This window comes from Alteromonas australica (assembly GCF_000730385.1).
In the GTDB taxonomy this organism is placed as follows: Bacteria; Pseudomonadota; Gammaproteobacteria; order Enterobacterales; family Alteromonadaceae; genus Alteromonas; species Alteromonas australica.
Genome location: NZ_CP008849.1, coordinates 1,718,048 through 1,739,994, shown reverse-complemented (window position 1 = coordinate 1,739,994; position 21,947 = coordinate 1,718,048). Strand labels below are relative to the sequence as shown.

The following is a 21,947-nucleotide window of genomic DNA, read 5'->3' as shown; positions in this document are numbered from 1 at the left end:
CTCATTAATCAGATATGCCGTTTGTCGCAAAAATGCGTTCATTCATCGTGCAATCGGCGTATTTTGGTGCATAAATTCCCCGCGGTTTTATCGCTAAGTTTAGATCTTACGTTTTAGCCATCAACTTTTTTGTTAACCCCCTTCTTTAACTTTACTTAAGCAATTGAATTTACGTTATTTATTTCCTGCGCCTAGGATTCAAGAGATTGTGAGCCAATGGAAAATAAAAAACTGACCACTTGGTTATGCTTGGCACGCCTTCTGCTCTTTCTTTACAAAACAGACTTAACTCACACAAAACATACATTGAAATGAAAGGGAATTTTATGGCACTTACCTATAAACCAAATCGTCTGTCACGTGTTGTGGCCATCGCATTATTGAGTTATCACCTACCAAGCGTGGCTCAGGAACAAACCACTTCAGACGAAAAAGATGAGGTTGAACAAATAGAGGTTCTGGGTAAAAAGTCGGATTACTACTCGATAATGCCAGAAGAAGACTCCAGCGGCGCATTTGGACTCAATAAAAGCCTTTACGAAACCCCACGCTCTATTACTGAAATTAGTGAAGATTTAGTGGACAAGTTTGCCTTGCGCAGTGTCGATGACCTAGTACGTTTAACGCCTGGGGCTTTTACCAGTTCATTTTTTGGTATAAAAGGTGCCATGGATATTCGCGGTGAACCTGCAGACAACTACTTTCGAGGCTTTCGCCGTATTGCCAACCCAGGCGCCTTTAATACCATCGTGCGAGGCGCGGAGAAATTAGAAGTTATGCGCGGCCCAGTTTCGCCTTTATATGGCAGTGGTAGTGTTGGTGGCCAACTTAACTATCTTCCTAAATCAGCGAAAGTAGACGGCAGCAAATACATTGACGACGTTACCGGTGAAATATCGGCAACCTATGGTTCGTATAATCAACGAATAGTATCGGGTAGCCTAGGCATTCCCCTTCAAATTGGCGGCAAATATGGTGGTTTACAGCTTTTCGCGGAAGTTGAAGACTCTGAATCCTATTTTGATGGCTATGAACCTAGCAGCGAGTTAATACAAGCCGCAGTCGATTTTGACTTAAGCGACAACACCACCCTGCAATTCGGGCTTCAATATCAGACGACAGATAGCATTCAGGTTCCGGGTTGGAACCGTGTTACCCAAGACTTAATTGATAACGGCACTTATATTACAGGTGCAGCACCTACTTTAAACTCCGACAACGGGATAGGTGCAAACACATTATTGCCTCAAGAGTCGTCGTTTATTACTCCGTTTGCGCCAGGCTTTTTAAACAATGCATTTAGTAATGTGAACAGTTGGTGTACCGCAGCAGATGCAGACAGTGGAAACGCCACTTACAACGGGCTATCAGTTAGTTGTGCAGGTGGTTTTGGTAACTTTTTAGCCGACCGTAGTTTAGACAACCCTTACGCGTTAACCAATGTTGGCACCACACAAATTGACCATCAAACCACCTTCATAGACGAGGAAGATTACGCTGATACCACCGCCCTCACGGTATATTTCGATGTAACCCACGAGTTTGAAAGTGGCACCATTTGGAAGAATGAGGCATTTTACGATTATTTAGACCACACAAAGTATCAAAGCTGGGGCTTTACCGCCTATTACCCAGATGCCTATTTGTATGAGTTACGCAGCAGTTTAACCTTTGAGTACGAGGCGGAAAATTTTACTGCCACCAGCATTGGCGGCGTCAACTATCGAGAGGAACACCTCGATAACTACGCAGCCTGGCTTGATGAAACCTTCGATTTTCGCGATATTTCCGTGGGGCCGACTGCCAACGATCGTATATCTCCGGCCACCTTTGACCCCTACGAAAATGCTGAGCTTATTTATGACGATGAAGGTAATGTCACCGGTGTAGAAGGCACACTAGAACGTAATTTTAATGAAGTTCACCTGTCTAAATCGGCAAACGCGGGAGTGTTTTTCCTCACCGATATAAACTATGGCAAAGTGAATCTACTGCTTGGTGGGCGTTACGACTATTTTGATGTTGAGTCTGAAAATGGCTGGGTAAGTCTACTGGGGGCAGAGCAAGGCAACGGCGTGGTTAGCGGAAGCGATACAGCGTTTAGTTTTAACACATCACTTTCCTATGATGCTGACGGTATTATTCCTTACGTAACCTATTCCGAGTCTAACTCACTGAGCACTAATCAGTTGGGCGGCATTATTCCTACCACTATTGAGAATAGTCAATACATTCAAGAATCTACACTCACTGAAATTGGTCTTAAGATGAACTTGTTAGATAACAAGCTTTATTCCGCTATTGCGTACTATGACCAAGATAAAACCTACAGAGAAAGCCAAACCGGTGCGCTTGTTGCCGTGTACGGTGAAGGCTTAGAGTTTGAAGCGCGCGCGTTAGTGACTGAAAACTTGTCGATACTTGCCACTGCCACCCATACTAAAACGGAAGAAGTCAGTAATAGCGCACTTGCTGTGATAAACGGAGTCGACTTTGCGGCACAAAATGGCCTAAACCCTGACGACGTATACGGTGGACGTATTGCGGGCCCGCGTGCCGCATTCGTTGGCGACAACGTACGCTTAGACAGAGGTGGTCTGCCAGACAACATTGTAAGCTTGTATGGTACGTGGGTGCAGCCTATGGGTGATGCAGCCATAACTGGTAGCTTAGGGGTCACCTGGGTAGATGAAACCTACACCGACATCATGCAAACCGTTATGCTGCCAAGTTACAGTATTTGGAATGGTTCATTAAGTTATTCAAACGGCGCTGTAACGGCATTGTTGCAAGCGAATAACTTACTTGACGAAGAATATTATACCTCAGCGGATTTATTCGACTCTGTGGTTGTTAAGCCCTCTGCAGGCAGAACGTATTCACTCACGGTCACCTATACGTTTTAACCTGCACAAGGTTAATCGCTATGCGGTTAACGCCGCATAGCGATTAACTATTGGGGCTCCTGTATAATAAGCTTCGCCGTGAGTTTCTGTACAATAGGGGCAACCACAAAAATAGTAGGGAATGCAATAACAAACGCCTTCCAATATGCGTCCATCCAGAGAACAAAAAAATCACTCACCCAGCCCAAATTAATGAAGGTAATTATTCCACTCATTAGAAAGCTCATTAATAACGACATAAAAAAAGCGAAAACCAACCGCTGATATTTTGCAGAGATCATACCTATCCAGAATGTGAAAAGATTAACTGACGATCGCGGTCTAACGCCAAACACTGGCGAAAAGTGTGTCTGCATTAAAAAGAACCATAACCGCATAGCTTCAATATTGAATGATAGAAGTTTCAGTATCTTGGCGTCAAAGCAGGGATAGCACAAGTCTAAATGTGCATCAGCTAAAAAGAGATTAAGCCGTTTTGTACGAGGCAAGTTCTCTTTTGGTGCAATGCTTCACGGGATATCACTCTAGTGGTGCAATTAGGGCAACCCACCGAAATTTTACAAAACTATAACATATGCTGAAATTTCTTACTTTAAAATGTCAATATTTATCAATAACTTACAAATACCTCATAAATTGACCAGTTGGACAGGAAGCTGGCACTTATTGTGCTAAGTAACGACATGCATACTTTTATTATCCCGTGCATAAAAACCTGTTCCAAGGTTAATAAAAATAATGAGGAAAACATGATTAACACTACATTCAAATTAAACCCGCTTGCACGTGCTTTAACCGTAGGTTTGGCATTGTCTGCGTCATCACTTGCTGTAGCGCAAGAAACAGAAGAGACCGTTTCTGATGCAGATATTGAAAAAATTGAGGTTAAGGGTTCACTAGGCAGCTTACCTGGCCAAGACGTAGAGTCTGTATTCGGTTTTGGTAAGTCAATCCTTGAGACGCCGCGTTCAGCTTCAACCATTTCGCAAGAGCAAATGGAACGTTTCAACGTAGCCGATATTGATGAACTTGTGGCATTTGCACCAGGTACCTTTACCCAATCGTTTTTCGGGGTAGCAGGTTCATTGGATGTACGTGGTACACCCGGCGAAGTTTACTTTCGTGGCGTTAGACGATTAGACAACCCTGGTAACTACCCTACGCCTATCGGTGCTTCAAGTAGTGTTGATATTGTACGTGGTCCAGCTTCACCTATTTATGGACCAGCGAAAATTGGCGGTTACTTAAACTTTAACCCTAAATCAGCGAAAGTTGGCCGTGGTCAGTATTTAGATGAGCCTACTGGCGCAATGTCGTATACCACAGGTTCGTGGGATAAAAATATTGTTACCGCAGAAGTCGGTGGCCCAGGTAAAGTCTCTGGTAAAGACTTCGGTTATTACATCTACGCCGAAATTGAGAATTCAGACTCTTACTACCGCAACAGTGAAACAGACCAGACTGTGGTTCAAGCGGCTTTTGATATGGATCTTACTGATAAGCTAAGCATTGAGTTTGGCGGTATGTACCATAAATATGATGGTAACCAGAACGCAGGCTGGAACCGTGTTACTCAAGATCTTATCGATAATGGCACATACATCACGGGTGATGCACAGCCTCTTGATACAGACGGTGATGGTAGCATTAGTCATTGGGAATACTTTGCTGAGAACTTATTTGTTGAAGTTGACCCGCTTACTGAAGACGGTTCTAGCTTCAGCGATGCTATGGCATTAGTTAACGTAGGTACTGCGAAACTTGGCCGCGATCAAACGCTAATTGCGGCAGACGATGTACTTGCAAACGAAGTAAGTACGTTCTACTTCGACATGCTTTACTACACTGATAACGGCTGGGAAATCAAAAACCAGTTTTTCTACGAAAGCTATGAAAACTTAAACGAAAACGCCTATGGTTTTTCTCAATTCCACGATGCTTACGTAGTAGAAGACAAAATTGTATTTGGTACAGAATACGAGTCTGACACCTTATTGGCACAATTCCAGTTTTCACCCTCTGTTCGTTACACTGATTTCGAAAGTGGTGACGATTTTATCAACGAATTCTTCGATCGTCGTGACCTTACCGGTGAATCGACTGCACTTGATAGACGTTTACTGGCAACCCGCGCAGGTTGGGGTTACTCAAACTACGACGTAGGTAACTACCTTAACCTAGGTATGGCAGCCATGACTGACCTAACTTGGGAAAGCGGCCTAAACCTTGTTCTAGGTGTGCGTTATGATTCAGTAGATGTTGAAAGTACTACACCAGGTGGCTCTACACTGTTTGGTGGCGATGCAGACGTTAGCGCAGAAGATACAGAAGACGGTTTCTCTTGGAATGCCAGTATCTCATTCAAAACTGAATTTGGCTTAATTCCTTACATTACGGCAGCAGAGCAAGCGACCATTGTAGCAGGTCAAGGTGCGAACATTGACGTAGAGAACATTCCAGGTGGCTATTTCGATACCTCTGAACTGTTTGAATATGGTGTTAAAGGTTCATTCCTAGACGATAGCTTGTACTTTGCTCTATCAATCTATGAGCAAGAGCGTACTGATATTAACGCTCAGTCTACGGTTACCAACAATACCACCAACAACGAAGGAACTGAGTTTGAGGTTCGTTGGGTAGTGAATGAGCAGCTAGTACTGTCAGCCGTTTACACTAACATTGAAGTGACCAACCTGACCGCTGTTGCAAGTAGCTACCAGTTTGGTTTCTTAGGTGCAGAAGACTTCGCGAATATCGACGATCCTTCAATCTTCTTCGGTGGCACACCAAACGGTAATACTGCCTACGACAACGTTGAAGCCATTAAAGCCGGTATTCCTGAAAACACGTATGGCTTAACCGCTACCTACGATTTCCTTAACGGTTATGCAGCAAGCGTTAGCGTTGTGAATGCTGACGAAGTGGCATCGGGTTACTCTGGTGCGGTTACGCTACCTTCTTACACCTTGGTGAACGCAGGTTTATCTTACCAAGCTGAAGACTGGAGTGTTAACCTTACTGTTAAGAACCTAACTGATGAGAAATATTTCCGCTCTAACTTCCCTGACTTGTTCGGTAGCCAAATTGTACTACCTGAACTACCACGTCACTGGAACGCGAAGTTCTCATACAAATTCTAAGCATTTAACGTTGAGTGCTTAACTTTAAAGGTGAACCTGTTATTCAGGTTTACCTTTTTTTTAATCTCGAAAAAGGACCACTATGCGCTTAGTCATTCGCTTATCCGCCCTTCTATTATTTTCATTTTTTTCTTTTAATACGGCATTGGCCGAATCCTCTTCACCAATAGAAATAAAAGCAGTTGTTGTTGCCATGTTTGAAATTGGCGAAGACGAAGGCGACCGACCTGGTGAATTCCAGTTATGGAAAGAGAAACAAAAGCTAACCAGCCATTATCCGCTTCCTCATGCTCATCATGATATCTTCGTAAACGAAGAAACCGGTGTTTTAGGCATAGTGACGGGAATGGGTATCGCCCGCGCTTCGGCAGCTATAATGTCACTTGGGTTAGACCCTCGCTTTGACTTAACTCACGCGTATTGGTTGGTGGCCGGCATTGCAGGGATTGACCCTCAAGATGGCACCATTGGTTCGGCTATATGGACAGATTATGTGGTAGACGGCGATTTAGCACACCAAATAGATGCCAGAGAAATACCCGCAGACTGGTCCACAGGCTACTTCCCTTTATTCGCGCATTCTCCGTATGCCAATGCAGAGGACGTTGACCCGCTCAATGCGCCAAACGGCGAAGTGTATGTGCTTAACCATGATCTCATGCAATGGGCATTTGAAAAAACAGCTAATATTCAATTACCTAATACATCAGCAATGGACGCCCTGCGCGCCAAATATGTCAAATTCGCCAATGCACAGAAAACACCTTCGGTAATGAAGGGGTCGCATCTGTCAGCTTCAACATTTTGGCACGGTAAGTTACTGAACGATTGGGCCAATCAATGGGTCTCTTACTGGACAAAAGACAATGGAAATTTCGTGACGTCAGGAATGGAAGACTCAGCAACATTACAAGCGCTGACATACCTTGATAATGCAGGAAAAGTCGATAAAAACCGCCTTTTAATTTTACGAACAGCAAGTAACTTTACCATGCAACCAGGGGATTTAACGGCGGCAGAAAACCTAAAATTAGAAAGCTCTGGTGAAGGCTATGCTGCCATGTTGTCAGCGATTGAGTCGGCTTACCTTGTGGGTTCGGTTGTCATTGACGATGTAGTGAAACATTGGGATAAACGTAAAACACAGTTACCTACACCCTCACAATAATGTGTTAACCCCCGTTGGCTAGTGCTGTCGAATGGCTGAGGCTTTATTGTGCAGCACTTGCCTTAATATGTTGGTCACCGACGTTTGTTCAACTGGCTTGGCAAGAAACTCTGCCATTCCCGCCTTGTGGCATGCTTGGCGATCGTCATCTGTGGTGTTTGCCGTTACTGCAATAACACGGCCATTCACAGGAAGATAGCCCTCCTCCACGATGATTTTCGTGGCGCTCAACCCATCCAACACCGGCATAGAACAATCCATAAAAATAATATCGTAAGGTTTGGCCTTGGCCATTTCTACCGCTATTCGCCCATTCTGTGCCTCGTCTGCCTTAAAGTTAAACTTCTCGAGCATAGAGCTAAGAACGATTCGGTTAATATCGTTATCATCCACCACTAAAATAGATAATGGCAACGCAAGTAGCGTGGAAGGTAAACTGTCTGTATCAGACATTTCTTGTTTTTTTGCAGACGGCTTTTCAATAGGAATAACAATGTCAAAACAACTGCCCTTTCCTTCCTCAGTGGTAATGTCTAACTCCCCTTCCATCTTATCAATGATCTGTTTTGCAATGGATAAGCCCAAGCCACTGCCACTGCCCTCAACAGACGAAAACTTATCGCCATGAATTAAAGGAACAAACAGGCTTTTCACCGTGGCCTCAGACATCCCTTTACCAGAGTCTTCAACGGAGATGAGCAAGTGCTGCACGCCCGCGACATCTTTGAGTGTCACATGCACGGAAATATGGCCTTGCGCGGTGTATTTCACGGCATTACTCATAAGATTATTCAAAACTTGGCTTATTCTTGCTGCGTCACTGTGTATATAAGTGTTGGGAGGAAAGGTCACTCCCGAATAGAGCCGTAAGCCTTTTTCTTGGCATTGCGGCTTGAACACATCAATCAAATCTTCCACCAGTGCACGCACACAAAAATCGGACGTGACAAGTTCAAAATTTCCGCTAGACATATCTGTGTAGTCAAGCACATCGTTAATTAAGCTAAGAAGTTTGTCTGAACTTTTTAACGCCAGTTCTGTTTTTCTTGCGCGAATATGCTCTCTGTCTTCAAAGCGAATAGCTTGCAGCATGCCAGTAATACCATTTAATGGTGTGCGCAATTCATGGCTAATCCTTGAAAGCAATTCACCTCGAGCATTGTACGCTTTCACTGCGGCTTCACGCTGTTCGTCCAACTCTAACCGCAGCGCCATGGCCTTATTCACATTCTGGCAAGTGCCAAACAAACGTACGCACACGCCATCTACCATTTCTGCCATACCGTGGGTTTCAATCCACACAGGATTCCCCTTTGCAGAAATCAATTGCAAGGTGGCATTCCATGACTCACCGGTTTTTATTGCAGTACTGACAATTCTAGAAATCTCGTCTCTATCGTGCCCTTCTTTATAAAAATAGATTGCCGTGTCGAGTTGTGGAATAAAATTCTCATCAACTTCATGGATAACCCGTGTTTGACTAGACCAAGTCAATGAATTATTGAGTAAATCGACTTCCCACGTACCTATATTCGCTACGCTTTGCAGTTTTTCAAACAGGAGGTTATTTTTAAATGAGTCTTTGTATTCTACTTCGATTAAGAGGGATTTAAGCCAGCCATTTAACAGCGTGAGCTTATCTTTAAGCTCACTGCTATAGGTGATAGGGGTATCGAAAATAAATATAAATACAACTTGGTAAGAACCATAAGCATAAATGTCTCCACAAACAAAGGACGTAGCCCCAAGGTAAAGATTCGCCCAATGCAGAAATCTCGGTTCTGCTTGCTCATGAGACGTAGGCAAGGGAGAGGATTTTGCAAATGGCAAGGGAGGCATTAACGGTAACGAAGGCGGCTTTTGCAGTGTGGCGCGTGCAATCACATCGGTGTAGTCGTCTGCAAGACACAAGGCGACGCCTTGCGAGGCATTAAGCGACTCACACCCACATCGTAACAACTGTTCGATGCGGGCTACTTTTGTAGTATCTTCACTTGCCATGGCTTGCTGAAGGCCTGTACCGTTTACCATTAACTGCTACCTATTGCTTGCTCTACAAGTAAGTGGTTTTATTCAAAAACCTGAATGCTTGTTAAGTGTAGCGAGAATAGCGTTAATGAAAATTAAACAATAGGCTAGAGTTTATCGGCCTACGGCTCTATTTCTTCCAAATTCTTTTGCTTCGAACAAGGCGATATCCGCCTTTTCGATTAAATCAGAGATGCCTTCTTCAAGCACGTGCGAAGCCGATTGACTACAATAGCCTGCACTTAACGTCACTCTTCCTTTACTACTTGAGTCATGAGCTAGGTTCAAATCATACACAGCTTTAATAAGGTTGTCGGCCACTGTTTTTGTACCCGCCAGATCGGTATAAGGCAACAGTAAAATGAACTCTTCGCCGCCAAAACGAATGGCCGCATCCTTTGGTCTTTTCACATGACTATCAATTGCGCTGGCAACTTTTTGCAAACAAATATCACCTTCAAGGTGCCCATATCTGTCGTTGAACATTTTAAAGTAATCAATATCCATCATGATCAAGCCGACTTTTTGCTGATCTCTTGCCACCTGCTTAATCATGAGTGGCACTTCATTAGTCAAATACAATCGGTTGTATAACCCTGTAAGCTGATCATGAAATGTCATTTTCGCCAGCAACTCCATACGGAGTTTGTTTTGCAGGTGATTTTTAATTCGGTGCACTAAGGTGGAGGAGGTAACGGGCTTTACAATAAAATCTGACGCCCCTACTTCCCAGCACGCATTTTGAGTTTCTACGTCATTGGTAGACGTCACAAATATGATTGGAATATGCTGCCCACCCGGCATACTTTTAATATGCTCACAGACTTCTAGGCCATTCATGTCTGGCATGTTCATATCGAGCAACACCAAATCGGGCTGAATTTGCTTGCAGGATTCAATGGCTTCTTTACCACTTTCTGCAGAGTCACACGAAAAAAAAGGCGTAAGAATGCTAGACAATATTGTTCTGCTCATTGCTTCATCATCAACAATAAGCACACGACATTGTGTATAAGGCTTCAATTCTAACTGCATTTAATTTATTTAAGTCTAGCTATTTCATTAATAATGTCTAAAGTACCAATAAATTAGGGATTTACAAGCATTAGCATGCATTAAGACTTTTAAAAACCGTAAAGACACTTTACCTATACGGTTGTGGAAGATTGCTCTGATAGGTATTTTCGCAAGAAAGCGTTTTCAGCCAGTGGCCTGCACATTAAATAACCCTGCCCGGTAAAGCACCCTAATTCCTTTAAGGCAGTAAGGTGCTGCTCAGTTTCTATACCCTCTGCGACTAACGCTAAATTTAAACTTAATGCTAGACGTACTATCGCATTAACAATATCAAATGCTTGGCTATCAGTATCCATGTCTTGTACAAAAGATTTGTCTATTTTAAGCACTTGCAACGGAAACCGGCGTAAATACGATAGGCTGGAGTAACCTGTACCAAAGTCATCTAGCGCTAACGATAGCCCCAAACGCTTTAGGGCGGTAAGCATGTCTTTAATTTCTTCAAAATCAGCCATTAACGCTGACTCTGTCACTTCTAATTCTAATAGCGACGGGTCTATTTCAGACACGCGAATAATGTCTTCCACTTCGTCAGCGAAAGCTTGGTTGGCAATTTGTTGCGCGGAAACATTCACAGCGAGCTTTATCGGCCTACCTTCTCGTTCGCTCGAGCGAATAAAGTCGCACGCTTTTCGCATCACTTGCGCCCCTAATTCATGTATAAGGCCCGTTTCTTCGGCTAAGGGAATAAATTCGTCAGGGGGAATAACACTACCATCAGCGTCTATTAGACGTACAAGACACTCAGCGCCAATAATCTGCATTGTGTTTAAATCGTATTTAGGCTGATAAAACAAGGTGAGTGCGTTTTCCTTAATTGCCTTGCGTAGCTTGGCTTCCGTTTTTATTCGTGACTGCATGGCAAAGTGCAAATCTTTAGAAAAGAAGCTGAATTTGTCTTTCCCCGTAGATTTTGAACGGTACATGGCCGAATCTGCATGACGCATCATTTCTTCTGCGCTACTTGCATCTTGAGGATACAAGCTGATACCGATACTCAGGGTAACCTGGTGTTGATGCCCTGCAACGTGAATAGGCTCCCTGACGTGTTGTAGGCAGGCCATCGCAGTGCTTTCAGCCGAAAAACTGCTGTCAATATCAACAAGCAAACAGGCAAATTCATCCCCGCCAACCCGCGCTAGCGTGATTGAGGTGCCACAAGCCTGCTGAAGTCTGCTTGCCACCGACGTAATAATAGCATCTCCAATTTCATGACCTAGCCCGTCATTGAGGTACTTAAAATTATCTATATCGATAAGCAGTAAAGCGACGCTCTTGTTTACCACACGACTTCGGTTAATCGATTGCACGAGACGGTCGTGCAGGAGCAACCGATTTGGCAAGCCGGTGAGTTGGTCATGATTGGTAAGGTGAGTCATTTGCACGGCCATTGCTACCGCTTCCGATACATCCTGAAAGACGATAACCGCCCCTTTCAGCTCACCGCCATCGTCATAAATAGGCGATGCGGTATCTTCTACCCGAAACTCTTTGCCATGTTGGCTTATTAATTTAGCGTTATAGGCCATGCCCACGGGGTGCTTTAACTTTAATGCGAACAAAGCGGGATTAGCGAGAGGCTCGCTGGTGGTGGCATCGGCTAATAGCATGACTTTATCAATATGAACACCAGTGGCTTCAGCCTCCGAGAAACCGGTTAAGCGCTGGGCTACCGGGTTAATATAGTTCACCTTACCTTTTACATCTATCGCCACTACCCCATCTGCAATAGATTTTAAGGTAATGTCTAGGCGCTCTTTTTCTTCTGAAACCTTTTTATTTACCCGGGCAACTTCACGCTTTTGTTTTTGAATAAGCAACTGGTTTTTAACCCGCGTTCTACATAGCTCTACATCAACTGGCTTGCTGATAAAGTCGATGGCACCTAACTGTAGCGCTTTTCGTTCATTTTCCGTGTCGTTGAAAGAGGTGATAAATATAACTGGAGTATCTTTTAGGGAAGGATCGGATTTTAAAATAGTACAAATATCAAACCCGGTCAGTTGAGGCATGTTGATATCGAGAAGAATCACATCGGGTCGATGTTGTTCTATAAGCTTTATTGCACGATGACTCTCTGATGTACTGATAACAGTACCCAGTGTTTCTACAGCGGCTTCAATGATTAAAACGTTCGCCGGTTCATCGTCTACAATAAAAACCTTTTGCTTAACGTCGTCCATAATACTTCTCATTTCCTTTTTTGACGCATTAAGTATCGGCTAATGAATCAGATCATCTATTGTACTTTAGTATAAGTTAACAAAGCTTTTAGTAAACAACAACTAACACCTAACCAAACGACTAACATCATAAACTTTTATTGACCTTATGCTATTTAACGTTTTGAATACGGGATAGAACCAAAAATGGAAAGAGCCATGCGTACAGAAAATGAATTTCGAAACCTGAGTAATCACCAGCCGATTTGGGACAAGCAAGAAGCATTGAGACGACTAGGTAATAACGCGTCGTTATTAAACACCATCTCTGGGATGTTTATTGCACAAATGGAAGACAAATTAGCCGAATTAAACTCAGCGCTAGAAAAAGGAGATCATGAGGCTACGCGTTTTGTTAGCCACTCTATAAAGGGTAATGCCGGTGATGTTGGCGCAGTAGCAGTACATAAAATGGCAGCTGAACTAGAGAAACTGGCAAAAGCACAAAACCTTGATGATATAAACGCGGTTATGCCCCTTTTTACTGCTACCGTATCCGCTACCCTGGCCGCCATGGGTGAAGAATAAGAATAGACTAAGCCGCTACTCAGCGGCGGCGTGGATATAGGCTTCAAAAGCCTGATTTATTGCATTCAAATGCAGCTGTTTTTCTTCCTTCGATAAGAAGCTGGCTTTGAAGCTGTTTTCAGCCAATGCTTTAATTTGATGTTGAGTAATGGGTAACGCACGGGCCAACGCTTCAAAATTTTCATTCATAAAGCCACCAAAATACGTAGGGTCGTCTGAATTGACGGTAACCAACAACCCTTGCTCTAGCAATTCCAGAATATTATGGCCTTCCATATCGTCAATAACACAAAGCTTTAAATTGCTTAGCGGGCATACCGTCAGTGGAATTTGCTTCTCATTAAGATAACGCATTAAGGCATCATCTTCTTGGCAGCGCACCCCATGATCAATTCTGTCTACTTGAAGTAAGTTAATGGCTTCCCAAATATAGGATGCGGGCCCTTCTTCACCTGCGTGAGCAACAATTTTAAAACCTAATGCTCGCGCCCGCTCAAACACCCGCTGAAACTTAGACGGCGGATGGCCCAGTTCAGAGCTGTCTAACCCTACTGCAGTAATCTCACTATAATACGGCTCAGCTTGCTCGAGGGTGTCAAACGCCTCTTTTTCCGGCAAATGCCGTAAGAACGACATGATGAGATAGCAACTAATACCCAGTTCGCTTTTCGCCTTTCTCATTGCACGTAAAAAGCCAGGCATAAAAACGTCGAAGCCTATGCCTCTTTGCGTGTGTGTTTGCGGGTCGAACATAACTTCGGTATGGGTAATATGCTCTTCTGCGCAACGAGATAGGTACGCCCACATAAGCGCAAAAAAATCATCTTCATCAATGAGAACACCGGCGCCTGCATAATAAATATCTAAAAAGCTTTGCAGGTCTGAAAACTGATAGGCCGCAGCAATTTCCTCCACGCTTTTATAAGGCAGTGTGATATTATGCTTTTTTGCCAGGTGCCACATTAGCTCAGGCGTTAAACTGCCTTCTATATGAAGATGCAGTTCAGCTTTTGGGAGTTTTTGTATTAATGATGAAAACGACATGGCCCTCTCCGTACCGAGAATACATTGCACCATAAAAGAGCATGCAAAGCTCAAAATCGTGCAATCTCTTGATTGTTATTGTGGATTTTAGCGCAATATCACGCTCTATACATAAAGCTTGTAAAAGTACTTGCAAGGCTTATGCACTCTTTCGCTGGCGTCCTGCTAACGAAGCGTCATCTGGCTATGATTACCGTAGCACAAATCGCACCAATAAACTGACTAATTGGTCAAATTATTGCAACGCAAACAATATCAACAAGCGCTGCTGTTAACATTTGCAGCAATTACGCTCAAAATGGCACGGTAAAATAGACGCTTTGTACTATTTTTAGTGTCGCTATAATAAAAATCGATTCAACGTATAGAGAAAACTGCATGTCCAACAACGTATTTGAACGCCTTTTTAAGCTTCAGGAACATGGCACAACCATTAAAACAGAAATTATTGGCGGCTTAACAACCTTTGCTGCCATGTCTTACATATTGGTGGTGAACCCAGGGATTTTGGGGTTAAGTGGCATGCCCGTAGAAGGTTTAATTACCGTCACAGCTTTGGCTGCCTGTATAGGTACATTACTGATGGCCGCTATGACAAACTACCCCATCGCGTTGGCGCCTGGCATGGGCTTAAACGCATTCTTCGCGTTCACGATTTGTATGTCGAGAGAAATTCCCTGGGAAGCGGCATTGGGCATCGTGTTCTGGAATGGGATACTTTTTCTTCTGCTATCACTTACAGGGGTGAGAACGAAAGTGGCCGAAGCGATTCCTCCCACCCTTAAAATTGGGGTGCAATGCGGTATAGGCTTGTTCATTGCGTTTATTGGGTTGAAAAATGCGGGGCTAATCGTGGATAACCCTGCCACCTTCGTGCAGTTAGGTGACCTTTCTGACCCTGCGGTTATGTTAGCCTTGGTAGGTATTATCTTTACGGTGGTGATGATGGTTAAAAAGGTCACCGGGGGCATTTTACTTTCCATTATTCTACTCACCGTTATTGGTGCTTTCATCCCCACCGAGAATGGAACCTTAACCGCCACACCCGAAGCGATTATTGGGTGGCCTGAGCCAATCTCTGATACCTTTTTTGCGATGGACTTTTGGTACCCCATTGACCATATCGGTGAAACTTGGGATCTTATCTTTGCGCTAATGTTCGTTAATATGTTCGACACTATTGGCACCTTAATAGGCGTTTCCCGTCGCGCAAATTTGCTGACTAAATCGGGTAAGCTACCAAAAATTGGCCCTGCCATGACCGCAGATGCATCCGCCAGTGTATTAGGTGCCATGGTGGGCACATCGCCGGTCACCAGTTATGTAGAATCTGCCACTGGGGTGTCAGCGGGCGGTCGAACTGGGCTTACCGCTGTGGTTGTTGCCATCTGTTTCTTATTGGCGCTCTTTTTAACACCATTGATGAAAGTGATTCCTTTAATGGCCACTACGCCTGCCCTGCTTATGGTCGGTATATTAATGATGGAATCTATTCGCCAATTAGACTTTGAAGATTTGGGTGCTCTGGCAACGGCAACGGTGGCCTTGTTAGCGATGCCACTAACGTTCAGCATCAGTGAAGGGATTGCGTTGGGCTTTATTACTTATGTGGGTGTGAAAGTCGGTACCGGTAAATTTAAAGAGGTCACGCCCCTTACCTATGCGCTCGCGATCATCTTTATATTGCGTTACCTGTTCGACCTAAAATAGGGTTGAATGAAACTGATTTAAAAAAACCGAAGCGGTTTGAAGTGCACTGCTTGTACGTGCGCTTCAAGACTCAGCTTCGGCTTTTTTGTCAAGACGCTGTTTTGCTAAAATGGGCGGCGCTTAGCAGCCTATTCCAGCCCTTCGTAATTAAAGGTAACGGCCTTATTTCCCATAAACACAATTTTCACATGTTTGGCTTCTTCATTGCCCCATGTGCAAGCCACTGTACCCAGTGTTTTGCCGCAGTTATCAGCACTGCCTAAAATCGCTTCTACTTCTTTTTGAGACATGCCCATTTCAAGCTTGTCGTAATTTTCTTTGTTTAATTTAGAGCAACCGCTTAACGCGAGTGCGCCACATAAGGCAATTAACAGTTTTACTTTCATTGTTATTCTCCTAGTTATTCTTCTAACCTTTCGCTTGCTTCAAACGGATGAGTCGCTAACCAGTGTTGGGCAATTTGTTCGCGGGTTGCTAACCACACTTTGTCATGAGACTTTACGTACTCAATAAACCGTTTCAACGCCGCCATGCGTGCTGGGCGGCCTATAATTCTACAGTGTAGACCAATGGACAACATTTTGGGGGCTTCATTCCCCTCTTCATAAAGAACATCGAAAGCGTCTTTGAGATACTGAAAAAACTGCTCTGCGCTGTTAAACCCTTGCGGTGTTGCAAATCGCATGTCATTGGTATCTAGGGTATAAGGCACCATGAGCAAGGGCTTGCTGTAGTGACAATCGTAATACGGTAAATCGTCAGCGTATGAGTCGGCGCAGTACATAATGTCGTCACGCTCAGCGATTAACTTAAGCGTATTAGGGCTGGTACGCCCGGTATACCACCCTGCGGGCTTGCTACCGGTCAATTGTTCGTGAAGTAAAATAGCGTCGTCAATTTGCTTTCGCTCTTCGGCTTCATCCATATCTTGGTAATGTACCCAACGCATGGCATGACTAGCAATTTCCCACTCAGCATCAAGCATGGCTTGCACCGCTTCAGGGTGGCGCTGCATTGCCATGGTGACGCCAAACACAGTAACAGGAATATCATAATTGGTGAGTAATCGGTGCAAGCGCCAAAATCCAGCGCGGCTACCATATTCGTAGATTGACTCCATACTAAGATGGCGATCTTTATAGGCTTGCGCACCTATGATTTCAGACAAAAAGATTTCAGAGGTGTCGTCGCCGTGCAATACACAGTTTTCGCCGCCTTCTTCATAATTCAAAACAAAGTTAATCGCGACTTTTGCTTTGTTAGGCCATTGAGCTTGCGGTACGTTTTGCCCGTACCCGACAAGATCTCTTGGATAGTGTGATGAATGTGCCGTCATTTATTCCCCTCTATACTTCTCTGGAATTGGCAATTTACAGCCGCCTAAAATCAGTTTCACAAGTTGTGCTTTGGCGTCTTCAAAGTCTTTTTTCACCATTTTTTTGCCTCTAAGGCGAGTTATCTGAGCGGCAAAATCGGCATAGTGCTGTGTGCTCGCCCAAATGGTGTATAACAAATATTCGCCGTCTACTGGCGCGAGTTTACCTGCTGCAATCCAATTATTAATAAGCTTAAGCCTGCCTTTCATCCATTTGGCATGCTCTTCATCGAAGTAGCCCGTTAAATTCGGTGCACCGTTTATAATTTCCATGGCGAAGATTTTGGAGGATAGCGGGTGAGTGCGAGAGACTTCAATTTTCTCTGCGATGTAGTCAGCGAGTACGTCTGCAGGGTCGTCTTCTACCGTTGCCCTATCAAAACGAGAGTTCCATAGTAATAAGGTTTCTTCTAAAACCGCAACATACAGCTCTTGCTTAGATTTAAAGTAATAAAGCACATTGGTTTTAGGTAAACCGGCTTCATCTGCAATTTTCTGTACTGCTGTGCCTTTGAAACCAAACTGAGCAAAGCATTTCTCAGCGGCTTGTAGAATTTTTCGTCGATTCATTGCGCCAACGCCACCGTCGGCTCCGTTTGTTCTTGTCATTCCTATCTACTTTCCTTCCAAAACCATAAGTGGTTTGTACTTAACGTCAACACGTTAGCATGCTTTTGGTGCAAGCTTAAAAGACTAATTATGCAATCTCTTTTTAACGTTTTAACATCTTAATAGTAAAAAATTGATTTTACTTACTTTTCTATTACCGAATTAGATACGTTAATCCTTGCACGATTCTTGCCTAATTTAAAACATACCAGGCTAAAACACTGCACGATTTGCAGCCTCATTTATGGGCTACGTCAAGTGAGCCTTTTTTTATAAGCAATTATTTGACCATATGGTCTACTTTTATTTTAAAAATCCAGCTATATTAGTAGGTACAACAATGAACTCTAGTTTTAAGGTGCGGGTATGATTCGCTTTCTTATTAATAAGGACTTAATTGAGCTTGACGATGCCCGAGCCGATTTAACCTTACTTCAATTTTTACGAGAACATCGTAAGCTAACGGGCACAAAGGAAGGCTGTGCGGCCGGAGACTGCGGCGCATGTACCATTGTGCTTGGCGAAGTTAATAATGACGGTTCTGCTTTACACTATAGAACGGTAAATAGCTGTATCACTTTAATGTCTGCGGTGCATGGTAAACAGTTGATTGCTGTTGAACATTTAGCTGATGAAGGCACGCTGCACCCCGTTCAACAAGCACTGCTAGATTACCATGGGTCGCAGTGCGGCTTCTGTACACCTGGCTTTGTTATGTCCATGTTTGCCCTTTATCATAACGCAACGGCCCCCACCCGCGACGATGTTTTACACGCCTTGTCAGGCAACTTATGTCGATGTACTGGCTACCGCCCCATTATTGAAGCGGCGCTAGCTTCATGTCAGGGTGAAGCGGCCGATCACTTTGCAAAGACGGCATCAAACACACTCGCTAAACTGAAAGACATTCAAGACAATGCAGGGACGGCTATAGGCTCATCTGGCGTTATTATGCCAACTAGCAGAGAAGAGCTGGCTAACGCGATACAAGGTTACCCCGCCGCCCCGTTAGTGGCCGGTAGTACAGATTTTGGTTTGAGCATCACTCAGCAGCTAAAAAATGTCGAGAAGGTAATCAACCTTTCAGCCATGGATAGCTTGAAAAAATGCACCAAAACAGAGCAAGCACTTATTATTGGTGCAGGCGCTCCCCTTAATGATATTGCGTCACCGCTACTTTCCGCTTTCCCGCAATTGGCAGAATTAATCACGCGCTTTGCTTCGCTGCCCATTAGAAACCAAGCAACCCTAGGGGGAAATATTGCCAATGCCTCCCCTATTGGCGATATGCCACCCGCGTTACTCGCTTTAAGAGCCTCATTGCATCTCGACAACGGACAACAAGTTCGAGTAATTCCTTTGAAAGGCTTTTTCACCGGCTACCGCCAAACTCAGTTGGAAAAAGGGGAATGGATAAGCGCCATTGAAATCCCGCTATTGTCCAAGGACAATAATGTTGCTGCGTACAAAATATCTAAGCGCATGGAAGATGACATTTCTGCCGTATGCGCCGTGTTCAACCTGACATTGGTAGATGGCGTGGTGACGTCTCTTCAAACGGGGTTTGGTGGCGTGGCAGCCACACCTGAAACGTGTCCGACACTTGAGCGGGCGCTAATAGGAAAGCAATGGCAAAGTGCCGACTGCTTGCACCTAGGTAAGCAAATGCTGAAAGACGCGTTTAACCCTATTGATGATGTACGTGCCAGTGCAGCCTATCGTAATCAAGTGTTAAGTAATTTGTGGCATCGATTCTGGCTTGAAAAGCAAGCCCAAAACACCATTGAAACTCGGGTGGTTCAACATGCGTAAACTCATTGAAGCAGGCAATAGACAGCACCGCCAATCGGCAGTACATACCTCGGTTAAGCATGAAAGCGCGGCACGACAAGTGCAAGGCGGTGCCAACTACATTGATGACATCGTTGAACCTCAGGGTACGCTTTATGCCGCGGTAGGTTTGAGCCAACAAGCCGCTGGCAATATCAAAGACATCGACTTAAGTGACGTTCGAGCCAGTGAAGGTGTGGTTGACGTCATCACCATAGACGACGTACCAGGCCACAAAGACATAGGCCCTGTGTTTGCGGGTGATCCGCTACTGGCTCATCATGAAATTAAGTTTTATGGCCAGCCCTATTTCGCTGTACTTGCCACATCGGTAAATCTCGCTAGACAAGCCGCATTAAAAGGTAAAATCACCCTAGAAGAGACCTCTCCAACCCTTACCGTAGATAGCGCATTAGCGAAACAGTCTTTTGTTCGCCCCACCCATGAATTTGGCCAAGGCAATGTTGAACAGCAAATGGCTGACGCTACGCATAAAGCGTCTGGAACTTTATCTATCGGTGGTCAAGAGCATATGTATTTGGAAGGGCAAGTTTCGCTTGCCATTCCTGATGAAGACGACCGCATGAAGATTTACACGTCAAGCCAGCACCCCAGTGAAGTACAAAAACTCGTGGCTGAAGTATTAGATGTTAAGCTGCACCGGGTGATGGTTGACATGCGTCGTATGGGCGGAGGCTTTGGTGGTAAGGAAACGCAGGCAGCCCAGTGGGCATGTATTGCGGCCTTACTGGCCTCGCGTAATCACTGCGCGGTGAAATGTCGACTTCCTCGCCAAGTGGATATGCATGTCACGGGGAAACGCCATCCCTTTGAAAACCGTTTTGAGGTAGGGTTTGACGACACCGGCCGTATTCTGGCCACCCACATGGACATTAACGGTAACTGTGGTCATTCGCCTGACCTATCCGACGCCATTGTTGACCGCGCTATGTTCCATGCGGACAACGGCTACTATTTAGGGGCCAGCCACATTGTAGGTCACCGTTTGAAAACCAATATGGTGTCTCATACCGCCTATCGAGGCTTTGGTGGCCCACAGGGCATGATCATGGCCGAAGCGCTAATTGATAAAGTCGCCCGCCATCTAGAAGTAGACCCGCTCACCATTCGCAAGCGCAATCTTTACGGAGAAAGCACTGGCACAGTCACGCCATACGGCATGGAAGTAGAGCATAATCTGCTGCCTGAGATAATGACCAAGCTAGAAACTGATGGGCACTATTGGGCGCGCAGAAAAGCGATAACGGCGTTTAACCGTAATAGCCCGGTGATTAAAAAAGGCTTAGCGCTAACCCCCGTTAAATTTGGTATTTCGTTTACTGCAAAGCACCTTAACCAAGCCGGCGCTCTTGTTCACATTTACACCGACGGTAGCATTCAAGTGAATCACGGTGGTACGGAAATGGGACAAGGCTTACACACCAAAATTGGTCAAATTGCGGCTAACGAGTTTGGTTTATCTGTAGATATGATTGAAGTTACCGCCACACGGACCGATAAGGTGCCAAATACCTCGCCAACGGCGGCATCAAGTGGGACCGATTTAAACGGTAAAGCGGTTCAAAATGCCTGTATCACGCTAACCACCCGTTTGGCAGAATGCTTTGCTGCGTCTCTCGGCATGGCCGACCAAGCGAATATGGTTCGTTTTGAGCATGGCAATGTCATTCTGGGCGAGCACAGCAAACCGTTCGCCGAATTAGTTCAAGCCGCCTACTTTGAGCGTGTATCGCTTTCAGCCAGCGGCTTTTATAAAACCCCAAAACTGCACTATAACCGCGATACCGGTGAAGGCCGTCCGTTCTTTTACTTTGCCTACGGTGCGTCGTTGTCAGAAGTATCAATAGATACACTCACCGGCGAATATACCGTTGACAGCGTTGATATTCTTCATGATGTGGGTGATAGCCTCAACCCCGCCATTGATAAAGGGCAGATTGAAGGGGCATTTATTCAGGGTATGGGTTGGTTGACCACGGAAGACTTGCGCTGGAATGAGGCAGGTAAACTTATTAGTGAAAACATGGCCACGTATAAAATTCCTGCAATTGGCGATACCCCCAAGCACTTTGACGTGCAGCTGTTCGGTCGTAAAAACGCCGAAGACAGTATTTATCACTCAAAGGCGGTGGGTGAGCCTCCGTTTATGCTGGCGATTTCAGTTTGGTGTGCGCTTAAAGATGCCATATCAAGTTTGTCGGGTTACAAACTAGACCCCCAACTTGATACGCCTGCGACGCCAGAGCGCGTGTTAAACGCCGTGCTTGCAGCGCAAGGGCAATAAGGAAG

General features: G+C 44.7%; 15 protein-coding genes. 7 read left to right on the top strand and 8 right to left on the bottom strand.

All coding sequences use genetic code 11. The features are described from left to right. The first annotated feature begins 326 nt into the window (after positions 1-326). Complete coding sequence (locus tag EP13_RS07745; protein ID WP_197035951.1) at positions 327-2,906, top strand: TonB-dependent siderophore receptor; 2,580 nt, start codon at positions 327-329, stop codon at positions 2,904-2,906. Between the two features lie 47 nt (positions 2,907-2,953). Here EP13_RS07745 and EP13_RS07740 read toward each other — a convergent pair whose 3' ends face one another. Continuing rightward, positions 2,954-3,145, bottom strand: a complete 192-nt coding sequence (locus tag EP13_RS07740; protein ID WP_269746496.1) for a DUF2798 domain-containing protein — start codon at positions 3,143-3,145, stop codon at positions 2,954-2,956. 510 nt (positions 3,146-3,655) lie between these two features. On the opposite strand from EP13_RS07740, the gene EP13_RS07735 reads away from it, so the two are divergent. Together EP13_RS07735 and EP13_RS07730 are read left to right on the top strand one after the other, a co-directional pair. Further along, positions 3,656-6,046, top strand: coding sequence for a TonB-dependent siderophore receptor (locus EP13_RS07735; protein WP_044056794.1), 2,391 nt, complete (start codon positions 3,656-3,658; stop codon positions 6,044-6,046). A gap of 82 nt (positions 6,047-6,128) precedes the next feature. After that, positions 6,129-7,214 (top strand): purine nucleoside permease, encoded by a 1,086-nt coding sequence (locus EP13_RS07730; RefSeq protein ID WP_044056793.1) that lies wholly within the window; start codon positions 6,129-6,131, stop codon positions 7,212-7,214. Between the two features lie 18 nt (positions 7,215-7,232). On the opposite strand, the gene EP13_RS07725 is transcribed toward EP13_RS07730, so the two are convergent. From EP13_RS07725 to EP13_RS07715, 3 genes are all read right to left on the bottom strand, one after another. After that, positions 7,233-9,245, bottom strand: a complete 2,013-nt coding sequence (locus EP13_RS07725; RefSeq protein ID WP_052364322.1) for a hybrid sensor histidine kinase/response regulator — start codon at positions 9,243-9,245, stop codon at positions 7,233-7,235. 111 nt (positions 9,246-9,356) lie between these two features. Further along, positions 9,357-10,277, bottom strand: a complete 921-nt coding sequence (locus EP13_RS07720; protein ID WP_044056792.1) for a diguanylate cyclase — start codon at positions 10,275-10,277, stop codon at positions 9,357-9,359. A 113-nt stretch (positions 10,278-10,390) separates the two neighbouring features. Next, positions 10,391-12,502: an EAL domain-containing protein gene (locus EP13_RS07715; RefSeq protein WP_044056791.1), complete on the bottom strand. Its 2,112-nt coding sequence runs from the start codon at positions 12,500-12,502 to the stop codon at positions 10,391-10,393. A 198-nt stretch (positions 12,503-12,700) separates the two neighbouring features. On the opposite strand from EP13_RS07715, the gene EP13_RS07710 reads away from it, so the two are divergent. Next, a complete protein-coding gene (locus tag EP13_RS07710; RefSeq protein ID WP_197035950.1) occupies positions 12,701-13,069 on the top strand; it encodes an Hpt domain-containing protein in 369 nt (122 codons plus the stop codon). Between the two features lie 15 nt (positions 13,070-13,084). Here EP13_RS07710 and EP13_RS07705 read toward each other — a convergent pair whose 3' ends face one another. After that, positions 13,085-14,113 (bottom strand): adenosine deaminase, encoded by a 1,029-nt coding sequence (locus EP13_RS07705; RefSeq protein WP_044056790.1) that lies wholly within the window; start codon positions 14,111-14,113, stop codon positions 13,085-13,087. Positions 14,114-14,491: 378 nt separating this feature from the next. Here EP13_RS07705 and EP13_RS07700 point away from each other — a divergent pair, with 378 nt between their 5' ends. Further along, on the top strand, positions 14,492-15,823 hold the full coding sequence (locus EP13_RS07700) for an NCS2 family permease (protein ID WP_044056789.1): 1,332 nt from the start codon (positions 14,492-14,494) through the stop codon (positions 15,821-15,823). A gap of 128 nt (positions 15,824-15,951) precedes the next feature. On the opposite strand, the gene EP13_RS07695 is transcribed toward EP13_RS07700, so the two are convergent. The 3 genes from EP13_RS07695 to EP13_RS07685 are packed head-to-tail and all read right to left on the bottom strand — an operon-like array spanning position 15,952 to position 17,807. Next, positions 15,952-16,209, bottom strand: coding sequence for a lipoprotein (locus EP13_RS07695; RefSeq protein WP_044056788.1), 258 nt, complete (start codon positions 16,207-16,209; stop codon positions 15,952-15,954). Between the two features lie 14 nt (positions 16,210-16,223). Then, positions 16,224-17,159, bottom strand: coding sequence for an allantoinase PuuE (gene puuE / locus EP13_RS07690; protein ID WP_044056787.1), 936 nt, complete (start codon positions 17,157-17,159; stop codon positions 16,224-16,226). Continuing rightward, positions 17,160-17,807 (bottom strand): TetR family transcriptional regulator C-terminal domain-containing protein, encoded by a 648-nt coding sequence (locus EP13_RS07685; RefSeq protein ID WP_044056786.1) that lies wholly within the window; start codon positions 17,805-17,807, stop codon positions 17,160-17,162. 366 nt (positions 17,808-18,173) lie between these two features. Here EP13_RS07685 and xdhA point away from each other — a divergent pair, with 366 nt between their 5' ends. Next, a complete protein-coding gene (gene xdhA / locus EP13_RS07680; protein WP_044056785.1) occupies positions 18,174-19,619 on the top strand; it encodes a xanthine dehydrogenase small subunit in 1,446 nt (481 codons plus the stop codon). After that, positions 19,612-21,942 (top strand): xanthine dehydrogenase molybdopterin binding subunit, encoded by a 2,331-nt coding sequence (xdhB, locus tag EP13_RS07675; protein WP_044056784.1) that lies wholly within the window; start codon positions 19,612-19,614, stop codon positions 21,940-21,942. Before xdhA ends, xdhB begins: the two co-directional genes overlap by 8 nt. The last annotated feature ends 5 nt before the right edge of the window (positions 21,943-21,947 follow it).